This window comes from Sinomonas halotolerans (assembly GCF_039615075.1).
In the GTDB taxonomy this organism is placed as follows: Bacteria; Actinomycetota; Actinomycetes; order Actinomycetales; family Micrococcaceae; genus Sinomonas; species Sinomonas halotolerans.
Map to the genome: position 1 here is coordinate 196,903 of NZ_JBDFRB010000003.1, position 25,994 is coordinate 222,896.

Below are 25,994 nucleotides of genomic sequence, written 5' to 3' on the forward strand. Positions count from 1 at the left end.
AAGAGGGCACCTCCATGACTGACTCGATCGCGGCACACCCGGACCGCCTCCTCCCGGCCGATCCCGGCACCCGCCGGATAGCGCGGGAGCTCCTCGCCGAGGTCGAGGGCCTGCCGATCCTCTCCCCGCACGGGCACGTGCCGGCCGACTGGATCGCGGAGGACACCCCCTTCCCGGATCCCACCGCGCTCCTCGTGAGCCCGGACCACTATGTGACGCGCCTCGTCCATGCCTCGGGCCGCTCCCTCGCCGAGCTGCGGGTGGGCGGGACGGACGACGTCGACTCCCGCACTGCGTGGCGCACGTTCGCCGAGGCGTGGCCGCTCTTCGACGGCACGGCGTCCGGGTACTGGCTGCGGAGCGAGTTCGAGCATGTCTTCGGGCTGCCCTCCGCCGTGGTCGACCGGCTCCAGGACCACGCGGACGCCTCCTATGACGCGATCGCGGCGAAGCTCGCGGAACCCGGCTTCCGCCCGCGCCAGCTCTTCCGGGACTTCGGGATCGAGGTGCTCGCCACGACCGACGACCCGCTCGACTCCCTCGAGCCGCACGCGCTCATCGCGAAGGACGAGTCGTTCCCCGGCCGCGTCCTGCCTACGTTCCGCCCGGACGCCTACCTCAACGTCGCCCACCCCGCGTGGGCGCAGAACGTGGACCGGCTCACCGCAGAGGCCGCGGACGGCGCGGCGGGCTACACCGGCTACCTCCGCGCCCTCGAGAACCGCCGCCGCCACTTCATCGAGCACGGCGCCGTCTCCGCGGACCACGGGGTGCGGACCCCGCTCACGCTCAAGCTGGGCCGCGCGGAGGCCGAGGCGCTGTTCGAGAAGGCACGCCGCGGGGAGGCGACCGCCAAGGACCGGGACGTGTTCGAGGCCCACATGATGTACGAGATGGCGCGCATGAGCGTCGAGGACGGCCTCGTGATGACGGTCCACCCGGGCTCCTCGCGCAACCACCACGGGCCGACGTTCGAGAGGTTCGGCGCGGACACGGGCCACGACATCCCGTTCGGGATCGGCTACACGGAGGCCGTCAAGCCGCTCCTGCAGGACTTCGGCACCGCCGAGGGCTTCCATCTGGTGCTCTTCACGCTGGACGAGACGGTGTTCAGCCGGGAGCTCGCCCCGCTGGCCGGCTTCTACCCGTCCGTGTACCTCGGCGCGCCCTGGTGGTTCCTCGACGCGCCGGACGCGATGCTGCGGTTCCGCTCGGCCGTGACCGAGACGGCCGGCTTCTCGCGCTCCTCCGGGTTCATCGACGACACGCGCGCGTTCTGCTCGATCCCGGCCCGCCACGACACCGCGCGCCGGGTGGAGGCCTCGTTCCTCGCGCGCCTCGTCGCGGAGCACCGCATCACCGAGGCCCGCGCGCACGAGATCATCGTGGACCTCATCGACGCCGCCCCGCGGCGCGTCTTCAAGCTCTGACCCCCGCGTTCCCTGCCCAACGCCTCTTCTCGACCTGAAGGATTCCACCGTGACCGCAGCAGCGACCACCGCCCTCCCGCTCCTGGGCCGCGGCGACGTACCGGCCCCGCCGGTGCGCATCGTGCACCTGGGGCTCGGCGCCTTCCACCGCTCCCACCAGGCCTGGTTCACGGCGCACGCCCCGGACGCCGCCGAGTGGGGCATCGCCTCCTTCACCGGCCGGCGCCCCGACGCCGCCCTCACCCTCGCAGCGCAGGAGGGCGTCTACACGCTGGTCGAGCGGGGCCCGGACGGCGACCGCTTCGAGGTGGTCCGCTCCATCGCCGAGGCGGTGGACGGGGCGGACACGGCGCGGCTCGAGGAGCTCCTCGCCGCGCCGGGCACGGCGATCGTGACGCTCACGGTCACCGAGGCGGTCTACGAGAAGGACGACGACGACTCGCCCCTCGCGCGCCTGTGCCGCGGCCTCGCGCGGCGCCGGGCAGAGGGAGGGGGGCCCCTCGCCGTGGTGAGCTGCGACAACGTCGCGGACAACGGCGCCGTGGCGCGTGACGCCGTCGTGCGCCTTGCGGAGCGCCTCGACGCCGACGGTGCCTCCGGTGCGGCCGCCGGCGAGCCGGGTCTGGCGGAATGGGTGCGGGAGAACGTGAGCTTCGTGGGCACCTCGGTGGACCGCATCACGCCGCGCACCACGGACGACGACGTGGCGGAGGTCGCGGCGAAGTGCGGCTACCGCGACGCCGCGCCTGTGGTGGCGGAGCCGTTCGCGAACTGGATCCTCGCGGGGGAATTCCCGGCCGGCCGGCCGCGCTGGGAGGACGCGGGCGCGCAGTTCGTGGAGGAGATCGAGCCGTTCGAGAACCGGAAGCTGTGGCTGCTCAACGGCGCGCACTCGCTCCTGGCCTACGCCGGCCAGCTGCGCGGGCACGCAACGGTCGCCGAGGCGCTCGCGGATCCCGAGTGCCGCAGCGCGGTCGAGGCGTTCTGGGACGAGGCTGCCCGGCACCTCACGCTGCCTGAGCTCGACGTCTCCGCGTACCGGGCGGCGCTCCTCGAGCGGTTCGCCAACCCCCGGATCGCCCACTACTTGGCGCAGATCGCGGCGGACGGGACCACGAAGCTGCGGATGCGCGCCGTGCCGGTACTCGCCGCCGAGCGCGCCGCCGGGCGTGCAGGCGTCGCCGCGGCGCGCATGATCGCGGCGTGGATGGACTTCGTCTCCGTGGCCGCGGGGTCCGGCCGAGCCTTCCAGGACCCGCTCCGGGAGAAGGTGCTCGCGGCGGTGGAGCTCGAGGGCCGGGAGCGCACCCGCGCCCTCCTCGCCCTCGTGTCGCCGGAGCTCGCGGGGGAGGAGTCAGTGGTCGAGCGGGTCGATGCCCTGCGCGGCTCAGTGGCCGCCCCATAAACCCCGCAGCACTGATGGCAACTTATGGCAAGCGGTTGCCATCGCCGAGCCGCCGCTCGTAGTCTTGAGGCAATCTCCCGATGCAGTGAAAGGACGCGACGATGAAGATCGTCTCCGCTGAAGTCTTCGTGACGAGCCCCACCCGCAACTTCGTGACGCTCAGGCTCACCACGGAGGACGGCATCACCGGCATCGGTGACGCGACCCTCAACGGCCGCGAGCTCGCCGTCGCCGCCTACCTCCAGGAGCATGTCGCCCAGCTCCTCGTGGGCCGTGACGCCCACCGCATCGAGGACACGTGGCAGTTCCTCTACCGCTCCTCCTACTGGCGCCGCGGCCCGGTCACCATGGCCGCCATCGCTGCCGTGGACATGGCGCTGTGGGACATCAAGGGCAAGGCCGCCGGCATGCCGGTCTACCAGCTCCTGGGCGGCGCGTCGCGCAACGGCCTGCGCGCGTACGGCCACGCGTCCGGCACGGACATCCCGCAGCTCTTCGACTCGATCCGCGAGCACCTCGAGCTCGGGTACAAGTCCATCCGGGTCCAGACCGCCATCCCGGGCATCAAGGCCGTCTACGGCGTGGCCGCACAGGCCCAGGCCTCGGGCGAGCGCTACGACTACGAGCCGGCCGGCCGCGGCGCCTACCCGCTCGAGGAGGACTGGGACACCCGCGCCTACATGCGCCACCTCCCGACCGTCTTCGAGGCCGTCCGCAACGAGTTCGGCCCCGAGATCCCCCTGCTCCACGACGGCCACCACCGCATGACTCCCATGCAGGCCGCCAAGCTCGGCAAGGCGCTCGAGCCCTACGACCTCTTCTGGCTCGAGGACTGCACGCCCGCCGAGAACCAGGAGGCGCTGCGCCTGGTCCGCCAGCACACCACCACCCCGCTCGCGATCGGCGAGGTCTTCAACACCGTGTGGGACTTCCAGACGATCATCCGGGAACAGCTCATCGACTACGTCCGCGCGGCATCGACGCACTTCGGCGGCATCTCGCCCCTGAAGAAGGTCATGGACTACGCGGCCCAGTACCAGATCAAGTCCGGCTTCCACGGCCCCACGGACATCTCCCCGGTGGGCTTCGCCGCCCAGCTGCACGTGGGCCTTGCGATCCACAACTACGGGATCCAGGAGTACATGCAGCACTCCGACAAGACCAACACGGTCTTCGAGCAGTCCATGACCTTCGTGGACGGCTACCTGCACCCGGGCGACAAGCCGGGCCTCGGCGTCGAGTTCAACGAGGAGGCTGCCAACTCCTTCCCCTACCAGCAGGCCTACCTCCCGTACAACCGCCTCATCGACGGCACCGTCCACGACTGGTGAGCACCGTGTCCAGCCTCGCGGGCCAGCGCGCGCCGGCTCCCCGCACCGGGCCGTTCCACGTCATCGCGATGGGCGTCTCGGGCTCGGGCAAGAGCACGGTCGGCGCCCTGCTGGCCCGCGAGCTCCGCGGGGCGTTCCTGGACGGGGACGACCTGCACCCCGCCGCGAATGTCGCCAAGATGGCCTCGGGCGTCCCGCTGGACGACGCCGACCGCGAACCGTGGCTGCGAGAGATCGGGCAGCGCATGGCTGCGGCCGAGGGGACCATGGTGATCGGCTGCAGCGCCCTCAAGCGCAAGTACCGGGACATGATCCGCGAGGCCGCGCCGGACGCGGTGTTCGTCCACATGCGCGGCTCGCGCGAGCTGCTCGCCGCGCGCCTGGCCGTGCGGCCAGGGCACTTCATGCCCGCCCTGCTCCTCGACTCGCAGCTCGCGACGCTCGAGGAGCTCGAGCCTGACGAGGCCGGCTGCGCCTTCGACATCTCGGAGCCGCCGGCGGCAATCGCGCAGGCAGCGGCCCGCTGGCTCCAGGCCTGAAGTCCGGGCCCCACGGGATCTGCCCCCCAACAGGTGATGGAACCGTGCTTGGCAACCTATGGCAAGCGATTGCCGCAACGTTGCAGCCATGACTACCCTGAATCAACAGCAACAACAGCTCGAACGCCCAAGGACGTGCACGACATGCTCAAGCCCCAGAACGGCCCCACCCGCGAACTCGTGAACCTCGACGGGCTCTACGCCTTCAAGGTCGACTCCGCGAACTCGGGCCTGGCCGAGGGCTGGCAGAATGCGCGCCTCGAGACCTCCCTCGAGATGGGCGTCCCCGCGAGCTACAACGACGTGTTCGCCGACCAGGAGATCCGCGACCACGTGGGCTGGGTCTGGTACCAGAGGGAGGTCCGCGTCCCCCGCGGCTGGGCTGGGGAGCGCATCCACGTCCGCCTCGACTCCGCGACCCACGCGGGCAGGGTCTTCGTGGACGGGGCCCTCGTGGCAGAGCACCTCGGCGGCTACATGCCTTTCGGCGCGGACATCACCGAGCACGTGACGGCCGGCGGCACGTTCCGCCTCACCATCGCCGTCAGCAACGAGCTCACGCAGGCCACCATCCCGCCCGGCTCCATCACGGTGGGCGCTGACGGCCGCCGCCAGCAGAAGTACATGCACGACTTCTACAACTACGCGGGCCTGCACCGCAGCGTCTGGCTCTACAGCACCCCGGCGGTCCGGGTCGAGGACATCACCGTGGTGACCGGCTTCGAGGGCACCCCGGGGGAACTCACCGGCACCGTGGAGTACCGCATCGCAGTGGCGGGCGACGCCGGTGCTGACGCGGCCGTGCGTGTCCGGATCCTCGACGCGGATGGCGCCGAGGTGACCACGGCGCACGGCGTCGAGGGCACCGCGGCGATCCCCGGCGTCGTGCTCTGGCAGCCGGGCCGCGCCTACCTGTACGCCCTCGTCGCGGAGGTGCTGGACGCCGACGGCGCGGTGGTGGACTCCTACTCGCAGCCGTTCGGCGTGCGCACGGTCGAGGTGCGCGGCACCGAGTTCCTCATCAACGGCGAGCCGTTCTACTTCACGGGCTTCGGCATGCACGAGGACCACACCACGATCGGCAAGGGCCACTCGGACGCCCACATGGTCAACGACTTCTCGCTCCTGGACTGGATCGGCGCCAACTCGTTCCGGACCGCCCACTACCCGTACGCCGAGGAGGTCATGGACTTCGCGGACCGGCACGGCATCGTGGTGATCGACGAGACGGCGGCGGTGGGCCTCAACGCGGACTTCGCGGGCTTCTTCGGCACCACGCCCATGGCGACCTACGGCGAGATGGTCACCGACGAGACGGCCGCGAACCACCGCCAGGCCATCAGCGAGCTCATCGCGCGGGACAAGAACCACCCCTCGGTGGTCATCTGGTCGATCGCGAACGAGCCCAAGTCCTCCGGCGAGGGCGCCCGCGAGTACTTCGAGCCCCTCGCCGCGCTGGCCCGCGAGCTCGACCCGACCCGACCGGTCGGGTTCGTGAACGTCATGTTCGACACCCCGGACAAGGACGTGATCTCGGACCTCTTCGACGTGATCATGCTCAACCGCTACTACGGCTGGTACCTCAACACGGGCGACCTCGCGAGCGCCGAGAAGGCACTCGAGGACGAGCTCACCACGTGGACCGAGAAGCTCGGCAGGCCCATGATCATGACCGAGTACGGCGCGGACACCCTCCCCGGCTTCCACTCGCTCTACGGCCAGCCGTGGAGCGAGGAGTACCAGGCCGACTTCCTGGACATGTACCACCGCGTGTTCGACCGCGTCCCCGCCCTCGTGGGCGAGCACGTGTGGAACTTCGCCGACTTCGCCACGTCCAACGGGATCATGCGCGTGGACGGCAACAAGAAGGGCGCCTTCACGCGCGACCGCCGCCCCAAGGCCGCGGCCCACGCGCTGCGCCGCCGCTGGGCGGGCCTCAGGGACCGCGCCCAGCGCTGACCCGGCCCGCACCAGCCCGAACCTCCCCCCTGACGAAAGCCTGACGACGATGTCACCACAGACAAACCAGCCGGCGCACAAGCTTCCCCTGCGCACCATCCTCGGATACGGCGCGGGCGACGCCGCCAACAACCTCGCGTTCACCACCACCACGATGTTCCTGCTCGTCTACTACACGGACGTGGCGGGCATCTCCGCGGCGGCGGCCGGCACGCTGTTCCTCATCGTGCGCATCTTCGACGCGTTCGCGGACATCTTCGCGGGCCGCATGGTGGACCGCACCAACACGAAGCGCTGGGGCAAGTTCCGCCCGTTCATCCTCTTCGGCTCGCTGCCGCTGCTGCTGCTGAGCATGGCGAACTTCCACATCCCGCAGCTCGGCGAATCCGGAACGCTCCTCTACGCCTACGTCGCCTACGCGGCCCTGGGCCTCGCGTACTCACTCGTGAACATCCCGTACGGCTCCATGGCCGCCTCGATGACGCAGAACCACAAGGAACGCGCCAAGCTCGCCTCGGCCCGCACGGTGGGCGCGCTCCTCGTGGGCTCCGCCCTGGGCATCTTCGTGGCGCCGCTGCTCAAGACCGGCGCAGACCTGCAGCCGGTGTTCACCACGGTGACCGTCGTCTTCGTGGCGGTCGGGTTCGTCTTCTACATGTTCACGTTCTTCACGGCCCGCGAGCGCGTGCAGCGCGATGTGCCGAAGGTGACCGTGCGCCAGAGCCTCGCGACCCTCAAGGGCAACCGGCCCCTCGGGATGCTGTGCCTGTCCTCGGTCCTGTTCCTCTCGGGCCAGCTCGCCCTCACCACGGTGCAGGTGTACTACTTCCGGGATGTGCTGCACCGGCTCGACCTCGTGCCGGTCCTCGCGATCGTCCAGCTCGCGCTGTCCCTCGCCTTCGCGTCCTCCATCCCCACTCTCGTGGCGCGGTTCGGCAAGCGCACCGTGTACATCGCCGGCGGCGGCCTGCTCGTGGCGGGCGGCGTGATCGTGCTCCTCGCCCCCGCCGCGCTCGTGTGGCTCGGCTTCGCCGGCTTCACCCTCGCGATGTGCGGCGTCATCGTGGTCAACATCGTCGTGTGGGCCCTCGAGGCGGACACCGTGGAGTATGGCGAGTGGCGCACGGGCGTCCGCTCCGAGGGCGTCATCTACTCGCTCTTCTCCTTCACCCGCAAGACCGGCCAGGCGGTCGGCGGCGCCCTCGCCGGCTACGCGATCGCTGCCGGGGGCTACGACGGCAAGGCGGCGCAGCAGACGGCCGAGGCCGTCTTCGGAATCCAGATGGCGGCGGGCCTCATCCCGGCCGTCCTGGGCCTCCTCGCCGTCCTCGTGATGCTCCGCTACACGCTCACGGACGAGGCCCACGCCAAGATCGTCGCCGAGATCCACGCCCGTCATGAGCAGGCCGGCGCCGGCGTGGGCTCGGACGCGGAGACGGTCGTCAGGCACTCGGCGCCCTGACCGTTCCGGGTTCGCCCACCGCGCGGAGCACCCCAGTGAAGGGCGGACGACGACGCAGCGCACCGTGCGCCGTAGCCCGCCCTTCCGCCGTGCGCCCCGGTCTCAATATTCGGACACATTGGGAATGCTGCCGTTTTGCGGCGTGTTCACTGGACATTAACCTTGGTGATGCCTTCGATAGGTTCACTTGGCGAATGCACCAGACTCGAGAAGAGGGTCCGATGGGAACCATCCAGGCCGAGCACCCGCGGCCGCGCCATTTCCTCCTGCATGTGAGCGACACGCACCTGATCGGGAATGGGCTGCTGCACGGAGCCGTGGACCCCGAGGACCTATTGCGTCGCCTGTTCCAGCAGATGTGCGACGCCGACGGCTCGCCGGAGGCGATCGTCGTCACCGGCGACCTCGCCGACCGCGGCGAGGCCGAAGCGTACGTGCGCCTCCGCCGCGTTGCCGAGCCTGCGGCCGAGGCCCTCGGCGCACGGCTCATCTGGGCGATGGGCAACCACGACGACCGTGGCGCGCTGCGCGAGCACCTGCTCGACGAGCCGCCCACGGACGAGCCCCTCGACCGGGTCTACTGGGTCGGCGGGCTGCGCGTCATCACGATCGACACGACGGTCCCGGGCTTCCACCACGGCGAGCTCTCCGACGAGCAGCTCGCGTGGCTCGCGGACGAGCTCGAGTTCCCCGCCCCGGACGGCACGATCCTCGCCATGCACCACCCTCCGCTCCCGCCCGTCCAGGAGCTGGCCGTCCTCGTCGAGCTGCGCGGCCAGTCCGCCCTGGCCGAGGTGCTCAGGGGCTCTGACGTGCGCGCGATCCTCGCAGGGCACCTGCACTACTCGACCTCGGGGACGTTCGCCGGCATCCCGGTCTCGGTCGCCTCCGGCGCGTGCTACACCCAGGACCTCGCCCACCCGGTGGACCCCGTGACCAAGTACCGCGGCACCCGTGGCCGCGATGCCGCCCAGGCCTACAACCTCGTGCACGTGTACGCGGACTCGGTGGTGCATTCGGTGGTTCCCGTTGCGGACGGGGCGACCGTGGGCCGGGACGTCCCGGGTGAGAACATCGCCGCGCTGCTCGACGCCGCCGGCATCACCTTCCCCGAGGACCGGGACGCACGGCCGGCCGCTCCGAAGCGGGACTCGCACCCGCCGACGGGGATGCTGCCGGTCTCCTGACCTGTACCCGAGACGCCGTGGGCGGGGATTGGCTGTACCCGGAACGTGGGGCGGTCAGGGGGCGGCGGGCGTCTCCCACGGCGCGGGAATCGGGAAGTACTTCTCGAGGAAGTCGGTCACCTGCTCCTGGCGCTCCTGCGCGGAGACCTCCGGGAACGAGCCGTCGTTGAGGCAGAAGAAGTCCTGATTGCGCTTCTTGAGCAGCTTGGGCAGCTTCTCGAGGCCCGAGCGCACGGTCGTGTCCACGTAGAGGACCTTCGCGCCGACCTTCGTGACGGCCCGCCCGGTGAGCAGCGCGTAGTAGTGGTAGAAGGAGTTCGTCACCGAGATGCTGTCCCAGGCGCGGAAGCGCGCGGCGGCGGTGCGCGCGAACTCGGCCGGGAACTCCCCCTCCATCTCCAGCAGCACGGACTTCCGCAGCGGTGCCGCCGTGTGCTCGAGGTGCCGCGTGGTGATCCGCCCGAACCGCTCGTGGAGCAGCCGCCGGTTCACCCGCGCCGCGTTCTCGTGGCCCGAGCGGTCCAGGTGGTTGTCCCCGAGCCCGATCCGAGTGGACGCCTCGATGAACTTCGTGATCCCGCCGGGGGAGAAGAACATGTCCGGGCCGAGGGGGCGGCCGAAGAACATGTCGTCGTTGGAGTACAGGAAGTACTCGGAGAGCCCCGGGATGTGCTGGAGCTGCGACTCGATCGCCTGCGAGTTGAACACCGGCAGCACCGAAGGGTCCCTGTAGTGCTCCTCGGCCCGCACCACCCGGATCCTGGGGTGGTCCGCGTCGAGCCACTCCGGCACCTTCGAGTCGGTGCAGATGAAGATCTGCCGGATCCAAGGGGCGAACATGTGCACGCTCCGGAGGGCGTACTTGAGCTCGTTGATCTGGCGGTACCGCGCCTCGGCCTCGTCCCCTTCGCCGTGCACCACGCCCGGAAGGTAGGACGCGCGCCGTGCCCGGAGCTCGGGGTCCGACCCGTCCACCCACGAGAAGACGATGTCGATCCCGAAGTCGATGTCCGTGGCGTGGTCCGCGAACATGTTCTCGATGGTGGGCCACGTGTGCCCGAACCGCTCAACGGTTCCCCGCACCGCCTCGCTGACGGGGAGGGTGCGGCGGGTGAGCGAGTTCTCGATGGGCAGGCGCAGCAGGTCCCCGTCCCACTTCCACAGCTCGATCTGGACTCCGGTCTCCTGCCCGTAGAACAGCCCGCCGGCCGGCTCGATCCGCGGCCGGTAGAGCCGGAACATGCGCGCCTGGCCGGATTCGGCGAGCTTTCCGTCCGCCACGAGCAGCGCCCTGTCCTTGCGTGCGTCCACGCTCATCGAGTAGAACGGCTCGTCCCGGCAGGCCTCCACGAGGGCGCGCCGGAGCTCCTTGCGTTGCTTCCAGTCCACCGCGATCACGGGCCTCGCGTCGTTTCCGCGCACGAGCAGATAGGGGATCTCGGCACGGTCGAGCACGTCCCGCACGAACAGCAGGTCCTCGACCATCGCCTCGTGCGGGGTCTGCGTCCGGTTCACCAGGGCGTAGCCGCTCTTCTTGCGCCGGATGACGTCGTCCCGGTCGGCGAGGCGGCGCCCCGCCGCGGCCGAGGTGACCTCGAGCGCCGGCGGCAGCGGCTCAAGGGGATCGGCGGTGGCGTGGTAGACCTCGGCGGGTGTCAGGGACGTGCTCACGCGTTCAGGATAGGCGCACCCGCCCGCCGCGTGCCTGCTGCCCCCTCCACTGCTGAAGCGGCCCCACTAGAATCGCAAGCATGACTGACGCCGCCGCCTCGCCCGTGTCCCCTGCCAGCCCGGCAGACAAGACAGCCGCCCGCGCCCGCCTGCTGACCCTCATCAAGGAGCTCGCCGTGGTCCGCGGGAAGGTGACCCTCTCGAGCGGCAAGGAGGCGGACTACTACGTGGACCTGCGCCGGGTCACGCTGCACCACGAGGCCAGCCAGCTCGTGGGCCAGGTCATGCTGGACCTGATCGACAGGGCCGGCGTCCAGGTCGAGACCGCCGGTGGCCTTACGATGGGCGCGGACCCGGTGGGCACCGCCGTCATGCACGCGGCCCGGGAGGCCGGCCGCGACGTGGACGCGTTCGTGGTGCGCAAGGCGCAGAAGTCGTACGGCATGGGCCGCCAGGTGGAGGGACCGGGCGTCGAGGGCCGCAAGGCCGTGGTCCTCGAGGACACCTCGACCACGGGCGGCTCCGCCCTGACCGCGGTGGAGGGCGTGCGCAACGCCGGCGGCGAGGTCACCGCCGTCGCCGTGATCGTGGACCGCGGCACAGGCGCGAAGGAGCGCATCGAGGCCGAGGCGGGCGTCCCGTACCTCTACGCGTTCGGCAAGGACGAGCTCGGCCTCGACTGAGCTGACAGCCTGGGGCGGGGCCCCGGGCACCCCGCCGCCGCCCGCCCGCGCGAGGAGGTTCCTTGGACGCGAGGATGCTGGCCGCCACGCTGCGGCTCAAGGCCTTCTCCCGCCGCGCCTTCCTGGGCGGGGCCACGGCGTCCGCCCTGCTCGCCGCGGACATGTTCGTCACCCGCGAGGTGCAGAGCCGCCGCCGCCAGACCGTGGTGCTGGACGTCCCCGACGACGACGCGCGGCGGCGCTTCCCTGACGCCTCCTGGTTCCTGTTCCCCGGCTACAAGACGAGCTGGGAGGAGGCCCGCATCATCCTCGCGTCCCTGAGCGGCTCGCTCGGGGAGCGGGGGCAGCTCGCCGCGGTCGGCTACTCGAACCTGGGACTGGACCTGGACGAGGTGCTCGACGCCGTCCGGGTCCACGTGCGCCAGCGCCGCCTCCGCCGGCTCTACTTCTACGGCCACTCGTTCGGCGGGATGGTGGCGATCGAGGTCGCCGCGCGGCTGCTCGCGGAGGACGGGGTGCAGGTGCGGGCGATCGTCCTGGACTCGTCCCCGGCATCGAAGTACGACGTCCTGGACCAGACCATGTTCGAGTCCATCGTGCAGCTGTACGAGCTCGGCTTCCGCGTGCCCTCGGTGCTGCGCGGCGGGTACGAGCTGGGGGAGCGGATCGCGCACAAGAACGAGCGCACATGGGGCCAGATCCTGGACCAGACCTTCGAGCAGCTCTCGCCGCTCGCCCCCTCCTCGGTGCTCATCCAGAGCCAGTCCGCCTACATCTACCTCTGGGACGTCACGCGGTTCGCGCACCGGCTGGGCAGCGCGCGCGTGGGGTTCATCGGCAACCCGGGGGACGGGACTGTGGACTATGCCTCGGCGCGCGCCCGGTGGGAGCGGCACCTCGGGGACAGCCTGCTCAGCTCGGACCACCAGACGCTCGGCGCGTTCCCCGCGCACGCGAGCCCGCAGTGGTCCGGGATCGTGTACAACCGGGTGCTGGGAACTCTCGTGCCCCAGCTCCTGCCGCTCGGCTCGCCCGGCGCCGGGGGCGGCGTCGGGTAGCGCCGCGGGCCGGAACGCAAATGGACCGCATCAGAGCTGCGTGAGCAGCTCCGCGACCGAGCCGACCACCTGGTTGGGCCGGAATGGGTAGGTCGAGATGTCCTGGCGCTGCGTGATGCCCGAGAGCACGAGGACGGTGTGCAGGCCCGCCTCCATGCCGGCGATGATGTCCGTGTCCATGCGGTCGCCGATCATCGCGGTGGTCTCGGAGTGCGCGTCGATCTGGTTCATGGCGGAGCGGAACATCATGGGGTTCGGCTTGCCGATCGTGTACGGCTCGCGGCCCGTGGCCTTCGTGATGAGTGCCGCTATGGCGCCCGTGGCCGGCAGGACGCCCTCGCGGGAGGGCCCCGTGGCGTCCGGGTTCGTGGCGATGAACCGCGCCCCGCCGAGGATGAGCCGGATCGCGGTGGTTATCGCGTTGAACGAGTACGTGCGGGTCTCGCCCAGCACCACGTAGTCGGGGTCCTGGTCGGTCAGGATCAGGCCCGCCTCGTGCAGCGCAGTGGTGAGCCCGGCCTCGCCGATCACGTAGGCCCGGGCGCCGGGCATCTGGTCCTTGATGAACACCGCCGTGGCGAGCGCGGACGTCCAGATGTTCTCCTCGGGGATGGACAGGCCCGAGGACCGCAGCCGCGCGGAGAGGTCGCGGGGCGTGTAGATCGAGTTGTTCGTCAGGACGAGGAAGCGCCGCGAGGTGTCCACCCACCGCTGGATGAGCTCCGGTGCCCCGGCAATGGGGTGGTTCTCGTGCACGAGCACCCCGTCCATGTCCGTGAGCCAGCACTCAATCTCCTGCCCGCTGCGGTAGATCACGGGCCCGGTCGTGCTCTCGGTGGCCGCGGGGGATTCGCTCATGGACGGCTCCTGACATGCTCGGCGGTGGTGGGTGGGGTGCCGGGGGCGGCACATCTGGCGTCTGCGTACGACGGCGCACGCCTCCTCAGTCTTCCACGTCCCCTGACGTTGTGCGCGGCGCTGCGCGCGGCGTTGTCGATGGCGTTGCCCATCGCGTTGCCCATCGCGTTGTGTGTGCTGGATTGCTGAACCTGCCTCGCTCGGGTTCCTACGGTGGGCACGTCAGCGTCAGAAGCGAAGGAGAATGCCATGTCACAGTCACATGCCGCTGCGCATCCGGGTGCCCCGCTGATCGGGGTGCTGGGCCGCCGCCTGCTCGCCGGCGCCGTGGGCGGGCTCGCGGGCGGGATCGTCTTCGGGGTGCTCATGGCGGCCATGGGGGTGCTGCCCATGATCGCCTCGATGGTGGGCTCCTCGTCCGCCGCCGTCGGCTTCGGGGTCCATCTCGTCATCTCGGTCCTCATCGGGTGGGGCCTCACGGTCCCGTTCGCCGGCCTGCTCTCCGGCTATGGGAAGGCCGTGCTCGTGGGGCTCGCCTACGGAGCCCTGTGGTGGGTCCTGGGTCCGCTCGTCATCATGCCGACCGTCCTCGGGATGCCGCTGTTCATGGTGGACGTGGCAGCGCTCATGTCCCTCATGGGCCATCTCGTCTACGGGGCTATTCTGGCCGTGACCGCCGCGCGGCTGCTCACGAGCCGCGTGTGAACGAATCCTGCGGTGTCCAGATGGCCGATTCCCTCCGGCTCCGGCCCGTCTGGGCGCCGCGCCTCCAGGAGGCCGTTGCCCCCATGCCGCAGTCCGCCGAGCATTTCAGCTGCCTGACGGAGGTCGACCTGTTCGTGGACCTCTCCGCCGAGGAGATGGCCGCGGTCGAACGCATGGTGCCGGCCCGCCGGTTCGCCCGCGGCGAGCTCGTGTACAGCCAGAGCGAGCCCATGAACGCCCTCTTCATCCTCAAGCGGGGACGGGTGCGCGTGTTCCGGGTGGCCGAGGACGGCAAGGCCCTCACGCTCGCGATCCTCGAGCCCGGCGCCGTCTTCGGCGAGATGCTCCTCGTGGGCCAGCGGATGTACGACAACTATGCCGAGGCGATCGAGGACTCGGTGATCTGCCAGCTGAGCGCCCCGGACGTCGAGAAGCACCTCCTCTCGGACGCGCGGATCGCGGTGCGGGTCTCGCGCCTGCTCGGCGAGCAGGTGGCGCGGCTCGAGTCCCGCCTCGCCGATCTGGCCCTGCGGCCGCTCCCGGCCCGCGCCGCCTCGATGCTCGTGGAGCTCTCCCAGGCGGCCGCGCCCTCGCGCTTCGGCTTCCCGCCCGCCGTCCGGCTCACCCATGAGCAGCTCGCGGGGCTCCTCGGAGCCACCCGGGAGGCCACGAGCAAGGCGATGGGGGAGCTAGCCGCCGAGGGGCTGATCCGCCAAGGCCGCGGCCGCGTGGTCGTGCAGGACTCGCGCGGACTCCGCGAGGCGGCGAAGCGGACCTCCTGACCCGGCCGGCTCCAGCGCAGGCAGCCCGGCGCAGGCTTGGACGCCGCTGGAGACCTCCGCAGATTCGACTGTCTGGGGCTGACAGCTCCGCATCTGCGGAACTAGAGTTGGGTGCATGGGCCTCCTCCGCATTGCCGACGCCGCACGGCTGACCGGCGTCTCCGACGACACTGTCCGGCGCTGGATCGACGCCGGCACGCTCACCGCCGCGAAGGACGCCTCGGGCCGTGCCGCGGTCGACGGTGCCGAGCTCGCCGCCCATGCGCGCCGCATCGCCGTCGCCCCCGCGGACCCCTCGGGGATCGGGCGCTCGGCGCGGAACCAGTTCACCGGGCTCGTGACGGCCGTGACGATGGACACCGTCATGGCGCAGGTCGAGCTCCAGTGCGGCCCGCACAGGGTCGTCTCCCTCATGAGCGCCGAGGCCGTCCGCGAGCTGGGGCTCGAGCCCGGCTCGGTCGCGACCGCGGTCGTGAAGGCCACCACCGTGATCGTCGAGACCCCGCGCGGGCGGGACGTGTGAGCCGGCCCGGAGGTTCGGTCCGTCGGGTGAGCCGGCCCGGGCGCGTGCGCCTATCCGCTGTGCTGGGGTCCCTCCTCCTGCTGGCGGCATCCCTGGCCGGATGCACGCAGCCGGGCGCCCACCGCACGCTCACAGTCTTCGCGGCATCCTCGCTCTCGGGGGCATTCACCCGGATCGGCGAGCGATTCGAGGCCGCGAACCCCGGGGTCGATGTGGTGCTCAGCTTTGCCGGGTCCTCGGACCTGGCCGCGCAGATCACGCAGGGCGCTCCCGCAGACGTGTTCGCCGCCGCGGACGGGGCCACGATGGAGCGCGTGGCGGGCGCCGGGCAGGCCCTCGCGCCGGAGCGCTTCGCGACCAACTCCCTCGTGATCGCCGTGGCCCCCGGGAACCCGCACGGGATCACCGGCCTCGCGGACCTTGCCAGACCGGGGCTCCGGGTCGTGGCGTGCGCGCCGCAGGTGCCGTGCGGGGCAGCCGCGCACCGCGCCGCGGCAGCAGCGCGCGGGGAGGGCAGCGCGGGCGGAGGCGGCGGCGTCGTGCTCCATCCGGTGAGCGAGGAGCCCAACGTGACCGACGTGCTCGGCAAGGTGACCTCGGGGGAGGCGGACGCGGGACTCGTGTACGCAACTGACGTGCAGCGGTCCGGCGGGGCCGCCGAGGCCGTCCGCTTCCCGGAGGCCGCGCAGGCCGTGAACGCGTACCCGATCGCTGCGCTGACGGGGGCGCGGGATGCGGCGCTCGCTGGGGAGTTCGTCCGGTTCGTCGTCGGCGAGGAGGGGCAGGGGGTGCTGGCCGATGCCGGCTTCGGCGCGCCCTGACCGCGCGTCGCTGGGACGTGACCCCGCGTCGCTGGGACGTGACCCCGGGTCGCTGGGACGTGACCCCGCGTCGCTGGGACGTGACCCCGGGTCGCTGGGACGTGACCCCGCGTCGCGGCAGCCCCGACGCGGGGTCCCCGCGCAAGCACGCGGGGCAGCCGCCCGAGCGTTCACGGGCGTGCCGGGCTGGATCTGGGCGCCGGCCGCGCTCGGGGCGCTGTTCGTGGTCCTTCCGCTGGCCGGGATCCTTGCCCGCGTCGACTGGGCCCGCTTCCCGTCGCTCGTCACCTCGGACTCCTCGCTTGCTGCCCTGCGTCTGAGCCTGGGCACGGCGGCGGCGAGCACCGTTCTCGTGCTCCTCCTCGGCGTGCCCCTGGCCCTCGCCCTGGCCCGCGGCACGCTGCCAGGCCTGCGGGTGCTGCGCGGGCTCGTGCTGCTGCCGCTCGTGCTCCCGCCCGTGGTCGGGGGCCTCGCCCTCCTGTACACGTTCGGGCGGCTGGGGCTCGTGGGCCGCTGGCTGGACGTGGCCGGGGTGCAGCTCGCGTTCACCACCGCGGCCGTGGTCATGGCGCAGGCCTTCGTCTCGCTGCCGTTCCTCGTGGTGAGCCTCGAGGGCGCCCTGCGGACGGCCGGCGGCCGGTACGAGGCCGTGGCCGCGACCCTCGGCGCGTCCCCGACCCACGCGTTCCGCCGCGTCACCCTGCCGCTCGTGCTGCCGGGGCTCGCGTCCGGCACGGTCCTCGCGTTCGCCCGCTCGCTGGGCGAGTTCGGGGCCACGCTCACGTTCGCGGGGAGCCTGCAGGGCGTGACCCGCACGCTCCCGCTCGAGGTCTACCTCCAGCGGGAGGCCGATCCCGACGCCGCCGTCGCGCTCGCCCTCGTTCTCGTTGCGGTCGCGGCGGCCGTCGTCGCGCTCGCGTACGGGCGGCGCGCGGCCGGGGGGCTGCGGTGACCGGGGAGGGCGCTGTGAACGCATACCTCACGGTCGACGCCGGCCTGGCCGCCCGCGGAGTGCGGCTCGCGGTCGGCGTCGGGCAGGGGGAGCGGGTGGCGGTGATGGGGCCGAACGGCGCCGGGAAGTCCACCCTCTTCGGCCTCTGCGCGGGGCTCCTGCGGCCGGACGAGGGACGAGTGGCCCTGGGCGGGCAGGTCCTCGCGGACGCCTCCGGCGCGTGGATCCCTCCGCACCGGCGCGGGATCGCCCTGCTCGCCCAGGAGCCGCTGCTCTTCCCGCACCTGAGCGTGCTCGAGAACGTGGCCTTCGCGCCGCGGGCGGCGGGGGCCCAGCGTGGCGCCGCGCGGGCGGCCGCCGGGCGCTGGCTCGAGGAGGTCGGCGCGTCCGCGCTCGCGGACCGGCGGCCCGCGGAGCTCTCGGGGGGGCAGGCGCAGCGCGTGGCGATTGCCCGGGCGCTCGCGGCAGAGCCCCGCGTGCTGCTCCTCGACGAGCCCTTCGCGGCCCTCGACGTCGACGCCGCCCCGGCGCTGCGCCGTCTCCTGCGGCGCGTCCTGGCCGGGAGGACGGCGCTCGTCATCACCCACGAGCCGCTGGACGCGCACCTCCTCGCCGACCGCGTCCTCGTTCTCGAGGGCGGGCGCGCCGCGGAGGACGGGTCCACCGCCGAGGTGCTCGAGCGCCCGCGCAGCCGCTTCGCCGCGGGCCTCGCAGGACTGAACTTGCTGCAGGGGATCGGGCCCGCCGCCGCGGCCGGCGCGGGCACGAGTCGGTCGAGCAGCGCGGCGGCGTCCTCGGGCACGGCAGCCGGTGCGCGGATCTCGATCGAGGGCCTCGGCGAGGTATCGGGAACTGTCCCGGAAGGGGCCGACCAGCCAGCCGGGGGCGAGGCCGCGGTCGCCGTCTTCCGGCCCGCGGACGTGTCGGTGTTCGCGCCCCACGACGCGCCGCACGGGTCGCCCCGCAACGTCTGGCCCGCGACCGTCCTCGAGCTCGAACCCCGAGGCGCCCACGTCCGGGTGCACTGCGCGCCCGGCACCGAGGCGAGCCGGCCCGGCGTAGCCGGGCCCAGTGCAGGAGAGGCCAGCGCGGGAGCCGGCGCGGCCGCGCCCGGGATCCTCGCGGACCTGACCCCGGCCGCGGCCGCCGAGCTGGACCTCGTCCCGGGCGCTGGGGTGGTGCTCGTGGTGAAGGCCACGGCGGTGTCGGTCTACGCCGTCGGCTGAGGCTCCCACCGCACCTCGTTCATGGACCCCGGTCCCCAACTGCACAACTCGGCTCGCCCGAGGCATCCCTAGGCCCCGTCCGGGACCCGAGTTGTGCACTTCGGGACCGGGCACAAGGACCTCCCCGGAGATTGTTGAACAATCCTGCCCTTTGGTGGATCATGGTGTGAGCAGTTCCACTGAGACGGAGGTCACGATGCCGGTCATCGACATGAACAGCGACGTCGGGGAGTCATTCGGCGCCTGGACGATGGGCGACGACGCCGCAGTCTTCCAGTACGTCTCAAGCGCGAACGTCGCGTGCGGGTTCCACGCCGGCGATCCGAGCGGGATCGCCCAGACGTGCCGCGACGCGGTCGCCGCGGGCGTCACGATCGGCGCCCACGTGGGCTACCGCGACCTCGCGGGCTTCGGCCGCCGCTTCGTCGACGCGACCCCCACCGAGCTCGCGGACGACGTGCTCTACCAGCTCGGCGCCCTCGAGGCCCTTGCCCGCGCCGCCGGCAGCGGGATCCGCTATGTCAAGCCCCACGGCGCGCTCTACAACACGATCGTCCACCACGAGGAGCACGCGCAGGCGGTGGTCGACGCCGTCAACGCCTTCAGCCCCGGCCTGCCGCTCCTGCTCCTCCCGGGCTCCGTCGCGCTGCTCAAGGCCGAGACGAAGGGCCTGCGCGCAGTGGCCGAGGCGTTCGCGGACCGCGCCTACAACCCGGACGGCACGCTCGTGTCCCGCCGCGAGGAGGGCGCAGTCCTGCACGACCCCGAGGCCATCGCTGCCAACATGGTCCGCCTCGCCACCGAGGGCACGATCGTGGCCCGGGACGGCTCCGTCCTGGCCATGGACGCCGAGAGCATCTGCGTCCACGGAGACACCCCCGGCGCCGTCGCGATGGCCGCGAAGGTCCGGGAGGCGCTCGAGGCTGCCGGAGTCACCGTGCGGAGCTTCGCGTGACGGGACCGGGGGCGGACATCCGCTGGGCAGGCCCCCGGGCGCTGCTCGTGGGCCTTGCCGGCCAGGGCGCTCCGGGCCTGCCCGCCTCCGGCCTGCCCGCCGACGCCCTCGACGCCGTCCTGGCCCTGCACGGCCGGCTCCTCGCCGAGCCGCTCGCGGGCCAGACGGACGCGGTCGCGGCGGCCGAGACCGTCCTCGTCACGTTCGCCACAGCAGCCCACGCGCGCAACGCCCGCGCGGTCCTCGAGCGCCTCGCCTCCTCCCGCACGGACGCGGGGGAGCGGGCGGCGAGCCGCCACGTCGCCATCGAGGTCGTTTACGACGGCGAGGACCTCGCCGAGGTAGGCCGCCTCACGGGCCTGGGCGCGGAAGGCGTGGTCGCGGCGCACACGGGCCAGGTCTGGACCGCGGCGTTCGGGGGCTTCGCCCCCGGCTTCGCGTACCTCGTGGGCGAGGACAGCGTGCTCGACGTTCCCCGCCGCACGTCCCCGCGCACCGCCGTCCCGGCCGGCTCGGTGGCACTCGGCGGCAGGTTCTCGGCTGTGTACCCGCGCCAGTCGCCGGGCGGCTGGCAGCTGATCGGCCGCACCGCCGCGGTCATGTGGGACCTCGACCGTGAGCATCCCGCCCTCGTCCGCCCCGGCGACACCGTCTCCTACACGGCGGTGCGCGAGAGCGTCTCCGTCCGCGAGCCCGCCGCCGCCCCGGCCCGTGCAGCAGGAGCGGAGCCCGATGCCGGGCGCCCGGCCCTCGTGGTCGTCTCGCCGGGGCTCCAGTCCCTTCTCGAGGACCTCGGCCGCCCGGGCCTGGGCGACCTGGGCGTCTCCGCGGCCGGCGCCGCGGACGAGCCCTCGGCCCGCCAGGCCAATCGGCTCGTGGGCAACCCCCCGGGCGCAGCGGTCATCGAGAACCTGTTCGGCGGCCTCGCCCTGCGCGCTGTGGGGGACGCGGTGCTCGCCGTGACGGGCGCGCAGACGCCCCTCGAGGTCAGGGCGCACGACGGCGGCATCCGCCGTCCCGCGCTCAACGCGCCGTTCGCGCTGCTCGACGGGGAGGTCCTCGAGCTCGGCACCCCCGAGTCCGGCCTGCGCGCCTACGCCGCCGTGCGCGGCGGGATCGACGTCCCCGAGGTGCTCGGCAGCCGCGCCGCCGACACGATGTCCGGGCTCGGACCCGCCCCGCTCGCGGCCGGGACCCACCTGCCCGTCGCCGAGCCGTCCTCGGCGTTCGCCGCCGTGGGCGCCCCCGAGCCGCCCGCCGTCGTCGTGCGCCCATCGCAGACACTGCGCGTGACGCTCGGCCCGCGCGAGGACTGGTTCGCGCCCGAGGCCCTCGAGGCCCTCACCGGCCAGGAGTGGACGGTGACGGAGCAGTCCAACCGGATCGGCGTCCGGCTCCGTCCCGTCGGCGCCGGTGGCTCGGACGGGGGCGAGGGCCGCGCGCTCGAGCGCTCGCGGACCGGGGAGCTGGCCAGCGAGGGCGCCGTCACCGGCTCCCTCCAGGTGCCCCCGAGCGGCCATCCCGTCCTCTTCCTGCCCGACCACCCGGTGACGGGCGGATACCCGGTGATCGCCGTCGTCGTGCCCGAGGACCTTCCCCTCGCCGCCCAGACGCCGCCCGGGGGCCGCCTCCGGTTCACCGTCGTCGGCCCCACCAGCACCGGCGTGCCCAGCAGCGCCAGCACCAGCACCGAAGGAAACCAGCCATGAAGAAAGTCCTCATCGCCAACCGTGGGGAGATCGCGGTCCGGATCATCCGGGCGTGCGCCGACGAGGGCCTCGCCTCGGTCGCGGTGTACTCCGAGCCCGACGCCGACGCCCTGCACGTGCGCCTCGCCGACGAGGCCGTGCCGCTCGGCGGGGCGACGAGCGCGGAGAGCTACCTGGACATGGCCAAGGTCATCGACGCCGCCACGCGCACGGGCGCAGACGCCGTGCACCCCGGCTACGGCTTCCTCTCGGAGAACGCCGGGTTCGCCCGGGCGGTGGCCGAGGCGGGCCTGACGTGGATCGGCCCCACGCCGGAGGCCATCGAGGCGCTCGGCAACAAGGTCACCGCGCGCGAGATCGCGGTCCGCGCGGGCGCGCCGCTCGTGCCCGGCAGCGACGGCCCCGTCGCCGACGCCGCCGAGGTGGCCGCGTTCGCCGAGGCGCACGGCCTGCCGGTCGCCATCAAGGCGGCGTTCGGCGGCGGCGGGCGCGGGCTCAAGATCGCCCGGCGCTCCGAGGACATCGAGGACGCCTTCGGCTCGGCGGTGCGCGAGGCCGTCGCGGCGTTCGGGCGCGGGGAGTGCTTCGTGGAGCGCTTCCTCGACCGGCCCCGCCACGTCGAGGCCCAGGTCCTCGCGGACACGCACGGCAATGTCGCCGTGCTCGGCACGCGCGACTGCTCGCTGCAGCGCCGCCACCAGAAGCTCGTCGAGGAGGCCCCCGCGCCGTTCCTCACCGACGCGCAGCGCCGAGAGATCCACGAGTCCGCCCGACGGATCTGCCGCGAGGCCGGCTACCAAGGCGCCGGCACGGTGGAGTACCTCGTGGGCGTCGATGGGACCATCTCCTTCCTCGAGGTGAACACGCGCCTCCAGGTGGAGCATCCGGTCACCGAGGAGGTCTTCGGGGTCGACCTCGTGCGCGAGCAGTTCCGCATCGCCGCCGGCGCCGTCCTGGACATCCCCGAGGACCCCGAGCCGCGCGGCCACGCGTTCGAGTTCCGCCTCAACGCCGAGGACCCGGCGCGGGGCTTCCTTCCGGCCCCCGGCCTCGTGGAACGCTTCGAGCCGCCCACGGGCGCCGGCATCCGCGTCGACACCGGGGTGCGCTCGGGCTCCACGGTCCCCGGCCACTACGACTCCCTCATGGCCAAGCTGATCGTCCGCGGCGAGGACCGTCAGCAGGCGCTGCGCCGGGCCCGCGCCGCGCTCGAGGAGATGCGGATCGACGGCGTCCCGTCGGTGCTGCCGTTCCACCGCGCGGTGGTCAAGGCGCCCGCGTTCACCTCCCCGGACTCCCTCGGCGTCTACACGACCTGGATCGAGACCGAGTTCGCCGAGCCCCTCGCGGCCTCCCCGGAGATCGCCCGCACGGCCCCGGACGCGGCACGCTCCACGTTCACGGTCGAGCTGGACGGCCGTGCCGTGCAGCTCGGCGTCCCGACGCGCCTCTACGAGGCGCTGCTCGCCGGCGGCGGTGCAGGCGCTGGCGCGGCCGGCGCAGGCGTCCAGAGTGCGGCGGATGCGGACGACGACGGCGAGCTCGCCTCCCCGATGGCAGGCTCGCTCGTGGCGTGGCTCGTCGAGGACGGCGAGGTGGTCGAGGAGGGCCAGGCCGTGGCCGTGCTCGAGGCCATGAAGATGGAGACCCGGGTCGCCGCCCACCGTGGCGGCACGCTGGCGAGGGGCACGCTCGAGCCGGGCGACGCCGTCGTGCGCGGCCAGGCACTCGCCGCCATCCGCTGACGCGCCATCGGCGGACGGCGGACGGCGAGGACCCCGGGGGATCGATAGATTGGGACCCATGCCCATGAACGCCTTCGAGGGGATCGAGACGACCCCCGCGACCCACGCCCACACCGGCGCGTGGGTCGCGGGGGTGCTGCGCGAGCGTATCTCCGCGGGAAAGCTCCTGCCCGGCACCAAGCTGTCCGAGCAGGCCCTCGCCGAGACCCTGCGGGTGTCCCGCAACACCCTCCGCGAGGCGTTCGCCGTCCTCGCCGGCGAGGCCGTGGTGGACAGGATCCCCAACAGGGGGGTGTTCGTCGCGGCGCCCGGCCCCGAGGACGTGCGCGAGATCTACCGGGTCCGGCGCATGATCGAGCCCGCCGCGGTCCTCTGGGGGGACCTGAGCGCCGAGGACCTGGACGCGATGGAGGCGATCGTGGCCCGCGCCCGCGCGGCCCACGCCGAAGGGTCCATCCCCGGGATGGCAGACGCGAACCAGGACCTCCACCGCGCCGTGGTGGCCCTCGCGGGCAGTCCCTCGCTCACCGAGGTCATGGAGCGCGTCCTTGCCGAGATGCGCCTCGTCTTCCACGCCATGGCCACCATCCCGGACTTCCACAGCCACTACGTCGAGCGCAACGCCGGAATCGTCGCGGACCTGCGCGCCGGCAGGCGCCAGAAGGCCGCCGAGGACCTTCGGGGGTACCTCGGCGAGGCGGAGCAGGAGCTCCTCGCCCACCTCGGGACTGCCTGAGCCCCTTGCTGGATCCTCTGCAGGGCCCGCGTGCCCCCCGGCGGCCTCGCGTCAGGGCACGAGGTAGGCGCTGTCCTTGGCGTCCGTGATGAGCATGTGGCCCGGCGCGTGGCCGATCGCGAGGGCGGGCCGGGACTCCATGACGGCCGCCTGCGGGGTGACCCCGCAGGCCCAGAACACGGGGATGCAGCCCTCGGGGACCTCGACGGGGTCGCCGAAGTCGGGCCGGCCCAGGTCCTCGATGCCGATCTCGGCCGGGTTGCCCACGTGCACGGGGGCGCCGTGGACGGCGGGGTAGCGGGAGGTGACGCGGGCGGCGTCGGCCACCTGCGAGGCGGGGATGGGGCGCATCGAGACCACGAGCGGTCCGGCCATTGCTCCCGCGGGCTCGCACCGCACCGAGGTGCGGTACATGGGGACGTTGACGCCCTGGTCGATGTGCGCCACGCGGATGCCGGCCTCCTGCAGCGCCGCCTCGAACGTGAAGGAGCAGCCCACGATGAAGGTCACGAGGTCGTCGCGCCAGTAGGGCGTGATGTCGGTGGGCTCGGCGACCTTCACGCCGTCCTCGTAGACCGTGTACTTCGGGACGTCAGTGCGGATGTCGCCGCCGGCGAGGAGCGGCCCCGCGGTCTCGCCAGCGTCGAGCACGCCGAGGATGGGGCACGGCTTCGGGTTGCGCTGGGCGAACAGCAGGACGTCGAAGGCCTGGGCCTTCGGCACGATGATGAGGTTCGCCTGGGCGTAGCCAGCGCTCCATCCGGCCGTGGGAACCGCGAGGCCCGCGCGGAAGAGCGCGCGGGCCTCGGCGGGGGAGAGTGACGCCGTGTCCGGGGGGACGACGACGGCGGCACTCGGCTTGGTCGGGCTGGTCACCTGGTGCCTCATGCCCAGAGCTTGGCGAGGCCTGCCAGGGAGTTCCAGCCGAGGAACAGGGTCAGGAGCCACGCGAGGACGCCGATGGCCAGGAGCCACTTCGGGTACACGTAGCCATGCAGCAGGTCGCGGCGGCGCCAGGCCACCCACAGGAGCACCGCGAAGCCCACCGGGAGGATGAGCCCGTTGAACGCGCCCGCGAAGATGAGCAGCTGCTGCGGGGCCTGGCCGATCAGCAGGTACGCCACGGCGCAGAAGGCGATGAAGCCGACCGTGATGAGGTTGGACTTGCGCTCGCTCGTGTCGTGCTTAGTGATGAAGGAGACCGAGGTGTACGCGGCACCGATCACCGAGGTGATCGACGCGGCCCACAGGATCACGCCGAACATGCGCATGCCGATCTCGCCGGCCGCGGCGGAGAACGCGGAGGCCGCGAGGTTGTTGCCCGTGAGGGTCACCCCGCTGGCCACGACGCCGAAGATGGCGAGGAACAGCAGGACGCGCATGACGCACGTGACGAGGATGCCGATGATGGAGGAGCGGGTGATCTCCGCGGTGTGGTCCGGGCCGGTCGCGCCCGAGGCGAGGAGGCGGTGCGCGCCGGCGTAGGTGATGTAGCCGCCGATCGTGCCGCCGATGAGGGTCGTGATGACGAGGAAGTCGACCTTCTCGGGCACCACCGTGTTGACGAGGGCCTCGCCGAGCGGCGGGGCGGAGACGATCGCGACGTAGAGCGTCATGAGGATCATGAGCGCGCCGAGGGCCACGACGATCTTGTCCAGCGCCACACCGGCCTTCTTGCTGAGGAAGATGAGGATCGCGATGGCGGCGGAGATCGCGCCGCCGATCTTGGCGTCCAGGCCCATCATGGCGTTCATGCCGAGGCCGGTGCCGGCGATGTTGCCGATGTTGAAGACGATGCCGCCGAGGAAGACGAGGCCCGCGAGGAACCAGCCGACCCCGGGGAGAACCTTGTTGCCGAGTTCCTGGGCGCGCAGGCCGGAGACGCCGATGACACGCCAGACGTTCGTCTGCACGGCGATGTCGACGAGGATCGAGACGAGGATGGCGAAGGCGAAGGCCGCGCCGAGCTGGACCGTGAAGGCCGCGGTCTGCGTGATGAAGCCGGGGCCGATCGCGCTCGTGGCCATGAGGAACATGGCGCCCAGAAGCGCCGCTCGGCGGCTGGTCTTCGCCTTGATGACGACAGGGGCTTTGGTGTTTTCCATGGGTCCGTCCGGGGGTACGGGTGACTGGAGTCACAGTTTATGACTCGGACCACTGTATAGGTTGTTCAACAATCGACGCAAGTGATTGTTCAACAAAAATGGGGGAGTCCGGGCGACTACGCTGGTCCGGTGACCGAAGAGCGCGAGGAGGA

Annotated in this window: 23 protein-coding genes; 19 read left to right on the top strand and 4 right to left on the bottom strand. The window is 72.2% G+C overall.

Translation table 11 applies throughout. The annotated features are described in order from the left end of the window. The first annotated feature begins 14 nt into the window (after positions 1 to 14). The 7 genes from uxaC to ABCQ75_RS05080 all read left to right on the top strand — a co-directional run bounded on the left by uxaC (position 15) and on the right by ABCQ75_RS05080 (position 9,313). The gene (gene uxaC / locus ABCQ75_RS05050; RefSeq protein ID WP_345883524.1) at positions 15 to 1,430 is read left to right on the top strand and encodes a glucuronate isomerase; all 1,416 of its coding nucleotides are present in this window, start codon (positions 15 to 17) and stop codon (positions 1,428 to 1,430) included. A gap of 49 nt (positions 1,431 to 1,479) precedes the next feature. Next, the gene (locus ABCQ75_RS05055) at positions 1,480 to 2,835 is read left to right on the top strand and encodes a mannitol dehydrogenase family protein (RefSeq protein WP_345883526.1); all 1,356 of its coding nucleotides are present in this window, start codon (positions 1,480 to 1,482) and stop codon (positions 2,833 to 2,835) included. A 101-nt stretch (positions 2,836 to 2,936) separates the two neighbouring features. After that, positions 2,937 to 4,166, top strand: coding sequence for a D-mannonate dehydratase ManD (gene manD / locus ABCQ75_RS05060; protein ID WP_345883528.1), 1,230 nt, complete (start codon positions 2,937 to 2,939; stop codon positions 4,164 to 4,166). Then, the gene (locus ABCQ75_RS05065; RefSeq protein WP_345883530.1) at positions 4,163 to 4,705 is read left to right on the top strand and encodes a gluconokinase; all 543 of its coding nucleotides are present in this window, start codon (positions 4,163 to 4,165) and stop codon (positions 4,703 to 4,705) included. The genes manD and ABCQ75_RS05065 overlap by 4 nt, the downstream gene beginning before the upstream one ends. Before the next feature lie 144 nt (positions 4,706 to 4,849). After that, complete coding sequence (uidA, locus tag ABCQ75_RS05070; protein ID WP_345883532.1) at positions 4,850 to 6,664, top strand: beta-glucuronidase; 1,815 nt, start codon at positions 4,850 to 4,852, stop codon at positions 6,662 to 6,664. A gap of 49 nt (positions 6,665 to 6,713) precedes the next feature. Continuing rightward, entirely contained in the window at positions 6,714 to 8,126 is a 1,413-nt protein-coding gene (gene uidB / locus ABCQ75_RS05075; RefSeq protein ID WP_345883534.1) for a glucuronide transporter, read from the top strand. 221 nt (positions 8,127 to 8,347) lie between these two features. Continuing rightward, positions 8,348 to 9,313 carry a phosphodiesterase gene (locus tag ABCQ75_RS05080; RefSeq protein WP_345883536.1) on the top strand — a complete coding sequence of 322 codons (966 nt, stop codon included), beginning with the start codon at positions 8,348 to 8,350 and terminating at the stop codon, positions 9,311 to 9,313. A gap of 54 nt (positions 9,314 to 9,367) precedes the next feature. On the opposite strand, the gene ABCQ75_RS05085 is transcribed toward ABCQ75_RS05080, so the two are convergent. After that, on the bottom strand, positions 9,368 to 10,798 hold the full coding sequence (locus ABCQ75_RS05085; RefSeq protein WP_345883767.1) for a stealth family protein: 1,431 nt from the start codon (positions 10,796 to 10,798) through the stop codon (positions 9,368 to 9,370). Positions 10,799 to 11,064: 266 nt separating this feature from the next. Here ABCQ75_RS05085 and pyrE point away from each other — a divergent pair, with 266 nt between their 5' ends. Both pyrE and ABCQ75_RS05095 read left to right on the top strand, forming a co-directional pair. Then, positions 11,065 to 11,667 carry an orotate phosphoribosyltransferase gene (pyrE, locus tag ABCQ75_RS05090; RefSeq protein ID WP_345883538.1) on the top strand — a complete coding sequence of 201 codons (603 nt, stop codon included), beginning with the start codon at positions 11,065 to 11,067 and terminating at the stop codon, positions 11,665 to 11,667. A gap of 74 nt (positions 11,668 to 11,741) precedes the next feature. Beyond that, positions 11,742 to 12,725 carry a thioesterase domain-containing protein gene (locus tag ABCQ75_RS05095; protein WP_427916050.1) on the top strand — a complete coding sequence of 328 codons (984 nt, stop codon included), beginning with the start codon at positions 11,742 to 11,744 and terminating at the stop codon, positions 12,723 to 12,725. A 30-nt stretch (positions 12,726 to 12,755) separates the two neighbouring features. Here ABCQ75_RS05095 and ABCQ75_RS05100 read toward each other — a convergent pair whose 3' ends face one another. After that, positions 12,756 to 13,583, bottom strand: coding sequence for an HAD-IIA family hydrolase (locus ABCQ75_RS05100; protein ID WP_345883542.1), 828 nt, complete (start codon positions 13,581 to 13,583; stop codon positions 12,756 to 12,758). A 249-nt stretch (positions 13,584 to 13,832) separates the two neighbouring features. On the opposite strand from ABCQ75_RS05100, the gene ABCQ75_RS05105 reads away from it, so the two are divergent. The 10 genes from ABCQ75_RS05105 to ABCQ75_RS05150 all read left to right on the top strand — a co-directional run bounded on the left by ABCQ75_RS05105 (position 13,833) and on the right by ABCQ75_RS05150 (position 23,737). Continuing rightward, complete coding sequence (locus tag ABCQ75_RS05105; RefSeq protein ID WP_345883543.1) at positions 13,833 to 14,288, top strand: hypothetical protein; 456 nt, start codon at positions 13,833 to 13,835, stop codon at positions 14,286 to 14,288. 20 nt (positions 14,289 to 14,308) lie between these two features. Continuing rightward, a complete protein-coding gene (locus ABCQ75_RS05110) occupies positions 14,309 to 15,070 on the top strand; it encodes a Crp/Fnr family transcriptional regulator (RefSeq protein ID WP_345883544.1) in 762 nt (253 codons plus the stop codon). 115 nt (positions 15,071 to 15,185) lie between these two features. After that, positions 15,186 to 15,593 carry a TOBE domain-containing protein gene (locus ABCQ75_RS05115; RefSeq protein WP_345883545.1) on the top strand — a complete coding sequence of 136 codons (408 nt, stop codon included), beginning with the start codon at positions 15,186 to 15,188 and terminating at the stop codon, positions 15,591 to 15,593. 59 nt (positions 15,594 to 15,652) lie between these two features. Further along, complete coding sequence (modA, locus tag ABCQ75_RS05120) at positions 15,653 to 16,414, top strand: molybdate ABC transporter substrate-binding protein (RefSeq protein ID WP_345883548.1); 762 nt, start codon at positions 15,653 to 15,655, stop codon at positions 16,412 to 16,414. A gap of 178 nt (positions 16,415 to 16,592) precedes the next feature. Then, positions 16,593 to 17,366 carry an ABC transporter permease gene (locus ABCQ75_RS05125; protein WP_345883550.1) on the top strand — a complete coding sequence of 258 codons (774 nt, stop codon included), beginning with the start codon at positions 16,593 to 16,595 and terminating at the stop codon, positions 17,364 to 17,366. A 14-nt stretch (positions 17,367 to 17,380) separates the two neighbouring features. After that, positions 17,381 to 18,592, top strand: a complete 1,212-nt coding sequence (locus ABCQ75_RS05130) for a sulfate/molybdate ABC transporter ATP-binding protein (RefSeq protein ID WP_345883551.1) — start codon at positions 17,381 to 17,383, stop codon at positions 18,590 to 18,592. A gap of 196 nt (positions 18,593 to 18,788) precedes the next feature. After that, positions 18,789 to 19,547 carry a LamB/YcsF family protein gene (locus tag ABCQ75_RS05135; RefSeq protein ID WP_345883768.1) on the top strand — a complete coding sequence of 253 codons (759 nt, stop codon included), beginning with the start codon at positions 18,789 to 18,791 and terminating at the stop codon, positions 19,545 to 19,547. Beyond that, the gene (locus ABCQ75_RS05140) at positions 19,544 to 21,256 is read left to right on the top strand and encodes a 5-oxoprolinase subunit B/C family protein (protein ID WP_345883552.1); all 1,713 of its coding nucleotides are present in this window, start codon (positions 19,544 to 19,546) and stop codon (positions 21,254 to 21,256) included. Before ABCQ75_RS05135 ends, ABCQ75_RS05140 begins: the two co-directional genes overlap by 4 nt. Continuing rightward, a complete protein-coding gene (locus ABCQ75_RS05145) occupies positions 21,253 to 23,001 on the top strand; it encodes an acetyl/propionyl/methylcrotonyl-CoA carboxylase subunit alpha (protein WP_345883553.1) in 1,749 nt (582 codons plus the stop codon). Before ABCQ75_RS05140 ends, ABCQ75_RS05145 begins: the two co-directional genes overlap by 4 nt. Before the next feature lie 58 nt (positions 23,002 to 23,059). Further along, positions 23,060 to 23,737 (top strand): GntR family transcriptional regulator, encoded by a 678-nt coding sequence (locus tag ABCQ75_RS05150; RefSeq protein WP_345883555.1) that lies wholly within the window; start codon positions 23,060 to 23,062, stop codon positions 23,735 to 23,737. Positions 23,738 to 23,788: 51 nt separating this feature from the next. Here the strand turns inward: ABCQ75_RS05150 and ABCQ75_RS05155 are convergent, their stop codons facing one another. Together ABCQ75_RS05155 and ABCQ75_RS05160 are read right to left on the bottom strand one after the other, a co-directional pair. Then, the gene (locus ABCQ75_RS05155) at positions 23,789 to 24,625 is read right to left on the bottom strand and encodes a putative hydro-lyase (RefSeq protein WP_345883557.1); all 837 of its coding nucleotides are present in this window, start codon (positions 24,623 to 24,625) and stop codon (positions 23,789 to 23,791) included. Next, positions 24,622 to 25,842 carry an NRAMP family divalent metal transporter gene (locus ABCQ75_RS05160; RefSeq protein ID WP_345883559.1) on the bottom strand — a complete coding sequence of 407 codons (1,221 nt, stop codon included), beginning with the start codon at positions 25,840 to 25,842 and terminating at the stop codon, positions 24,622 to 24,624. Before ABCQ75_RS05160 ends, ABCQ75_RS05155 begins: the two co-directional genes overlap by 4 nt. Positions 25,843 to 25,994: the final 152 nt, after the last annotated feature.

Bases quoted from the DNA above. Each gene is read 5' to 3' on its own strand.
- ABCQ75_RS05150 (WP_345883555.1), top strand. From the start codon at position 23,060: ATGCCCATGAACGCCTTCGAGGGGATCGAGACGACCCCCGCGACCCAC.
- ABCQ75_RS05155 (WP_345883557.1), bottom strand. From the start codon at position 24,625: ATGAGGCACCAGGTGACCAGCCCGACCAAGCCGAGTGCCGCCGTCGTC.
- uidB (WP_345883534.1), top strand. From the start codon at position 6,714: ATGTCACCACAGACAAACCAGCCGGCGCACAAGCTTCCCCTGCGCACC.
- ABCQ75_RS05100 (WP_345883542.1), bottom strand. From the start codon at position 13,583: ATGAGCGAATCCCCCGCGGCCACCGAGAGCACGACCGGGCCCGTGATC.
- ABCQ75_RS05105 (WP_345883543.1), top strand. From the start codon at position 13,833: ATGTCACAGTCACATGCCGCTGCGCATCCGGGTGCCCCGCTGATCGGG.
- ABCQ75_RS05095 (WP_427916050.1), top strand. From the start codon at position 11,742: ATGCTGGCCGCCACGCTGCGGCTCAAGGCCTTCTCCCGCCGCGCCTTC.
- ABCQ75_RS05145 (WP_345883553.1), top strand. From the start codon at position 21,253: ATGAAGAAAGTCCTCATCGCCAACCGTGGGGAGATCGCGGTCCGGATC.
- ABCQ75_RS05135 (WP_345883768.1), top strand. From the start codon at position 18,789: ATGCCGGTCATCGACATGAACAGCGACGTCGGGGAGTCATTCGGCGCC.
- pyrE (WP_345883538.1), top strand. From the start codon at position 11,065: ATGACTGACGCCGCCGCCTCGCCCGTGTCCCCTGCCAGCCCGGCAGAC.
- ABCQ75_RS05110 (WP_345883544.1), top strand. From the start codon at position 14,309: ATGGCCGATTCCCTCCGGCTCCGGCCCGTCTGGGCGCCGCGCCTCCAG.
- ABCQ75_RS05115 (WP_345883545.1), top strand. From the start codon at position 15,186: ATGGGCCTCCTCCGCATTGCCGACGCCGCACGGCTGACCGGCGTCTCC.
- uxaC (WP_345883524.1), top strand. From the start codon at position 15: ATGACTGACTCGATCGCGGCACACCCGGACCGCCTCCTCCCGGCCGAT.
- manD (WP_345883528.1), top strand. From the start codon at position 2,937: ATGAAGATCGTCTCCGCTGAAGTCTTCGTGACGAGCCCCACCCGCAAC.
- uidA (WP_345883532.1), top strand. From the start codon at position 4,850: ATGCTCAAGCCCCAGAACGGCCCCACCCGCGAACTCGTGAACCTCGAC.
- ABCQ75_RS05085 (WP_345883767.1), bottom strand. From the start codon at position 10,798: ATGGTCGAGGACCTGCTGTTCGTGCGGGACGTGCTCGACCGTGCCGAG.
- ABCQ75_RS05080 (WP_345883536.1), top strand. From the start codon at position 8,348: ATGGGAACCATCCAGGCCGAGCACCCGCGGCCGCGCCATTTCCTCCTG.
- ABCQ75_RS05160 (WP_345883559.1), bottom strand. From the start codon at position 25,842: ATGGAAAACACCAAAGCCCCTGTCGTCATCAAGGCGAAGACCAGCCGC.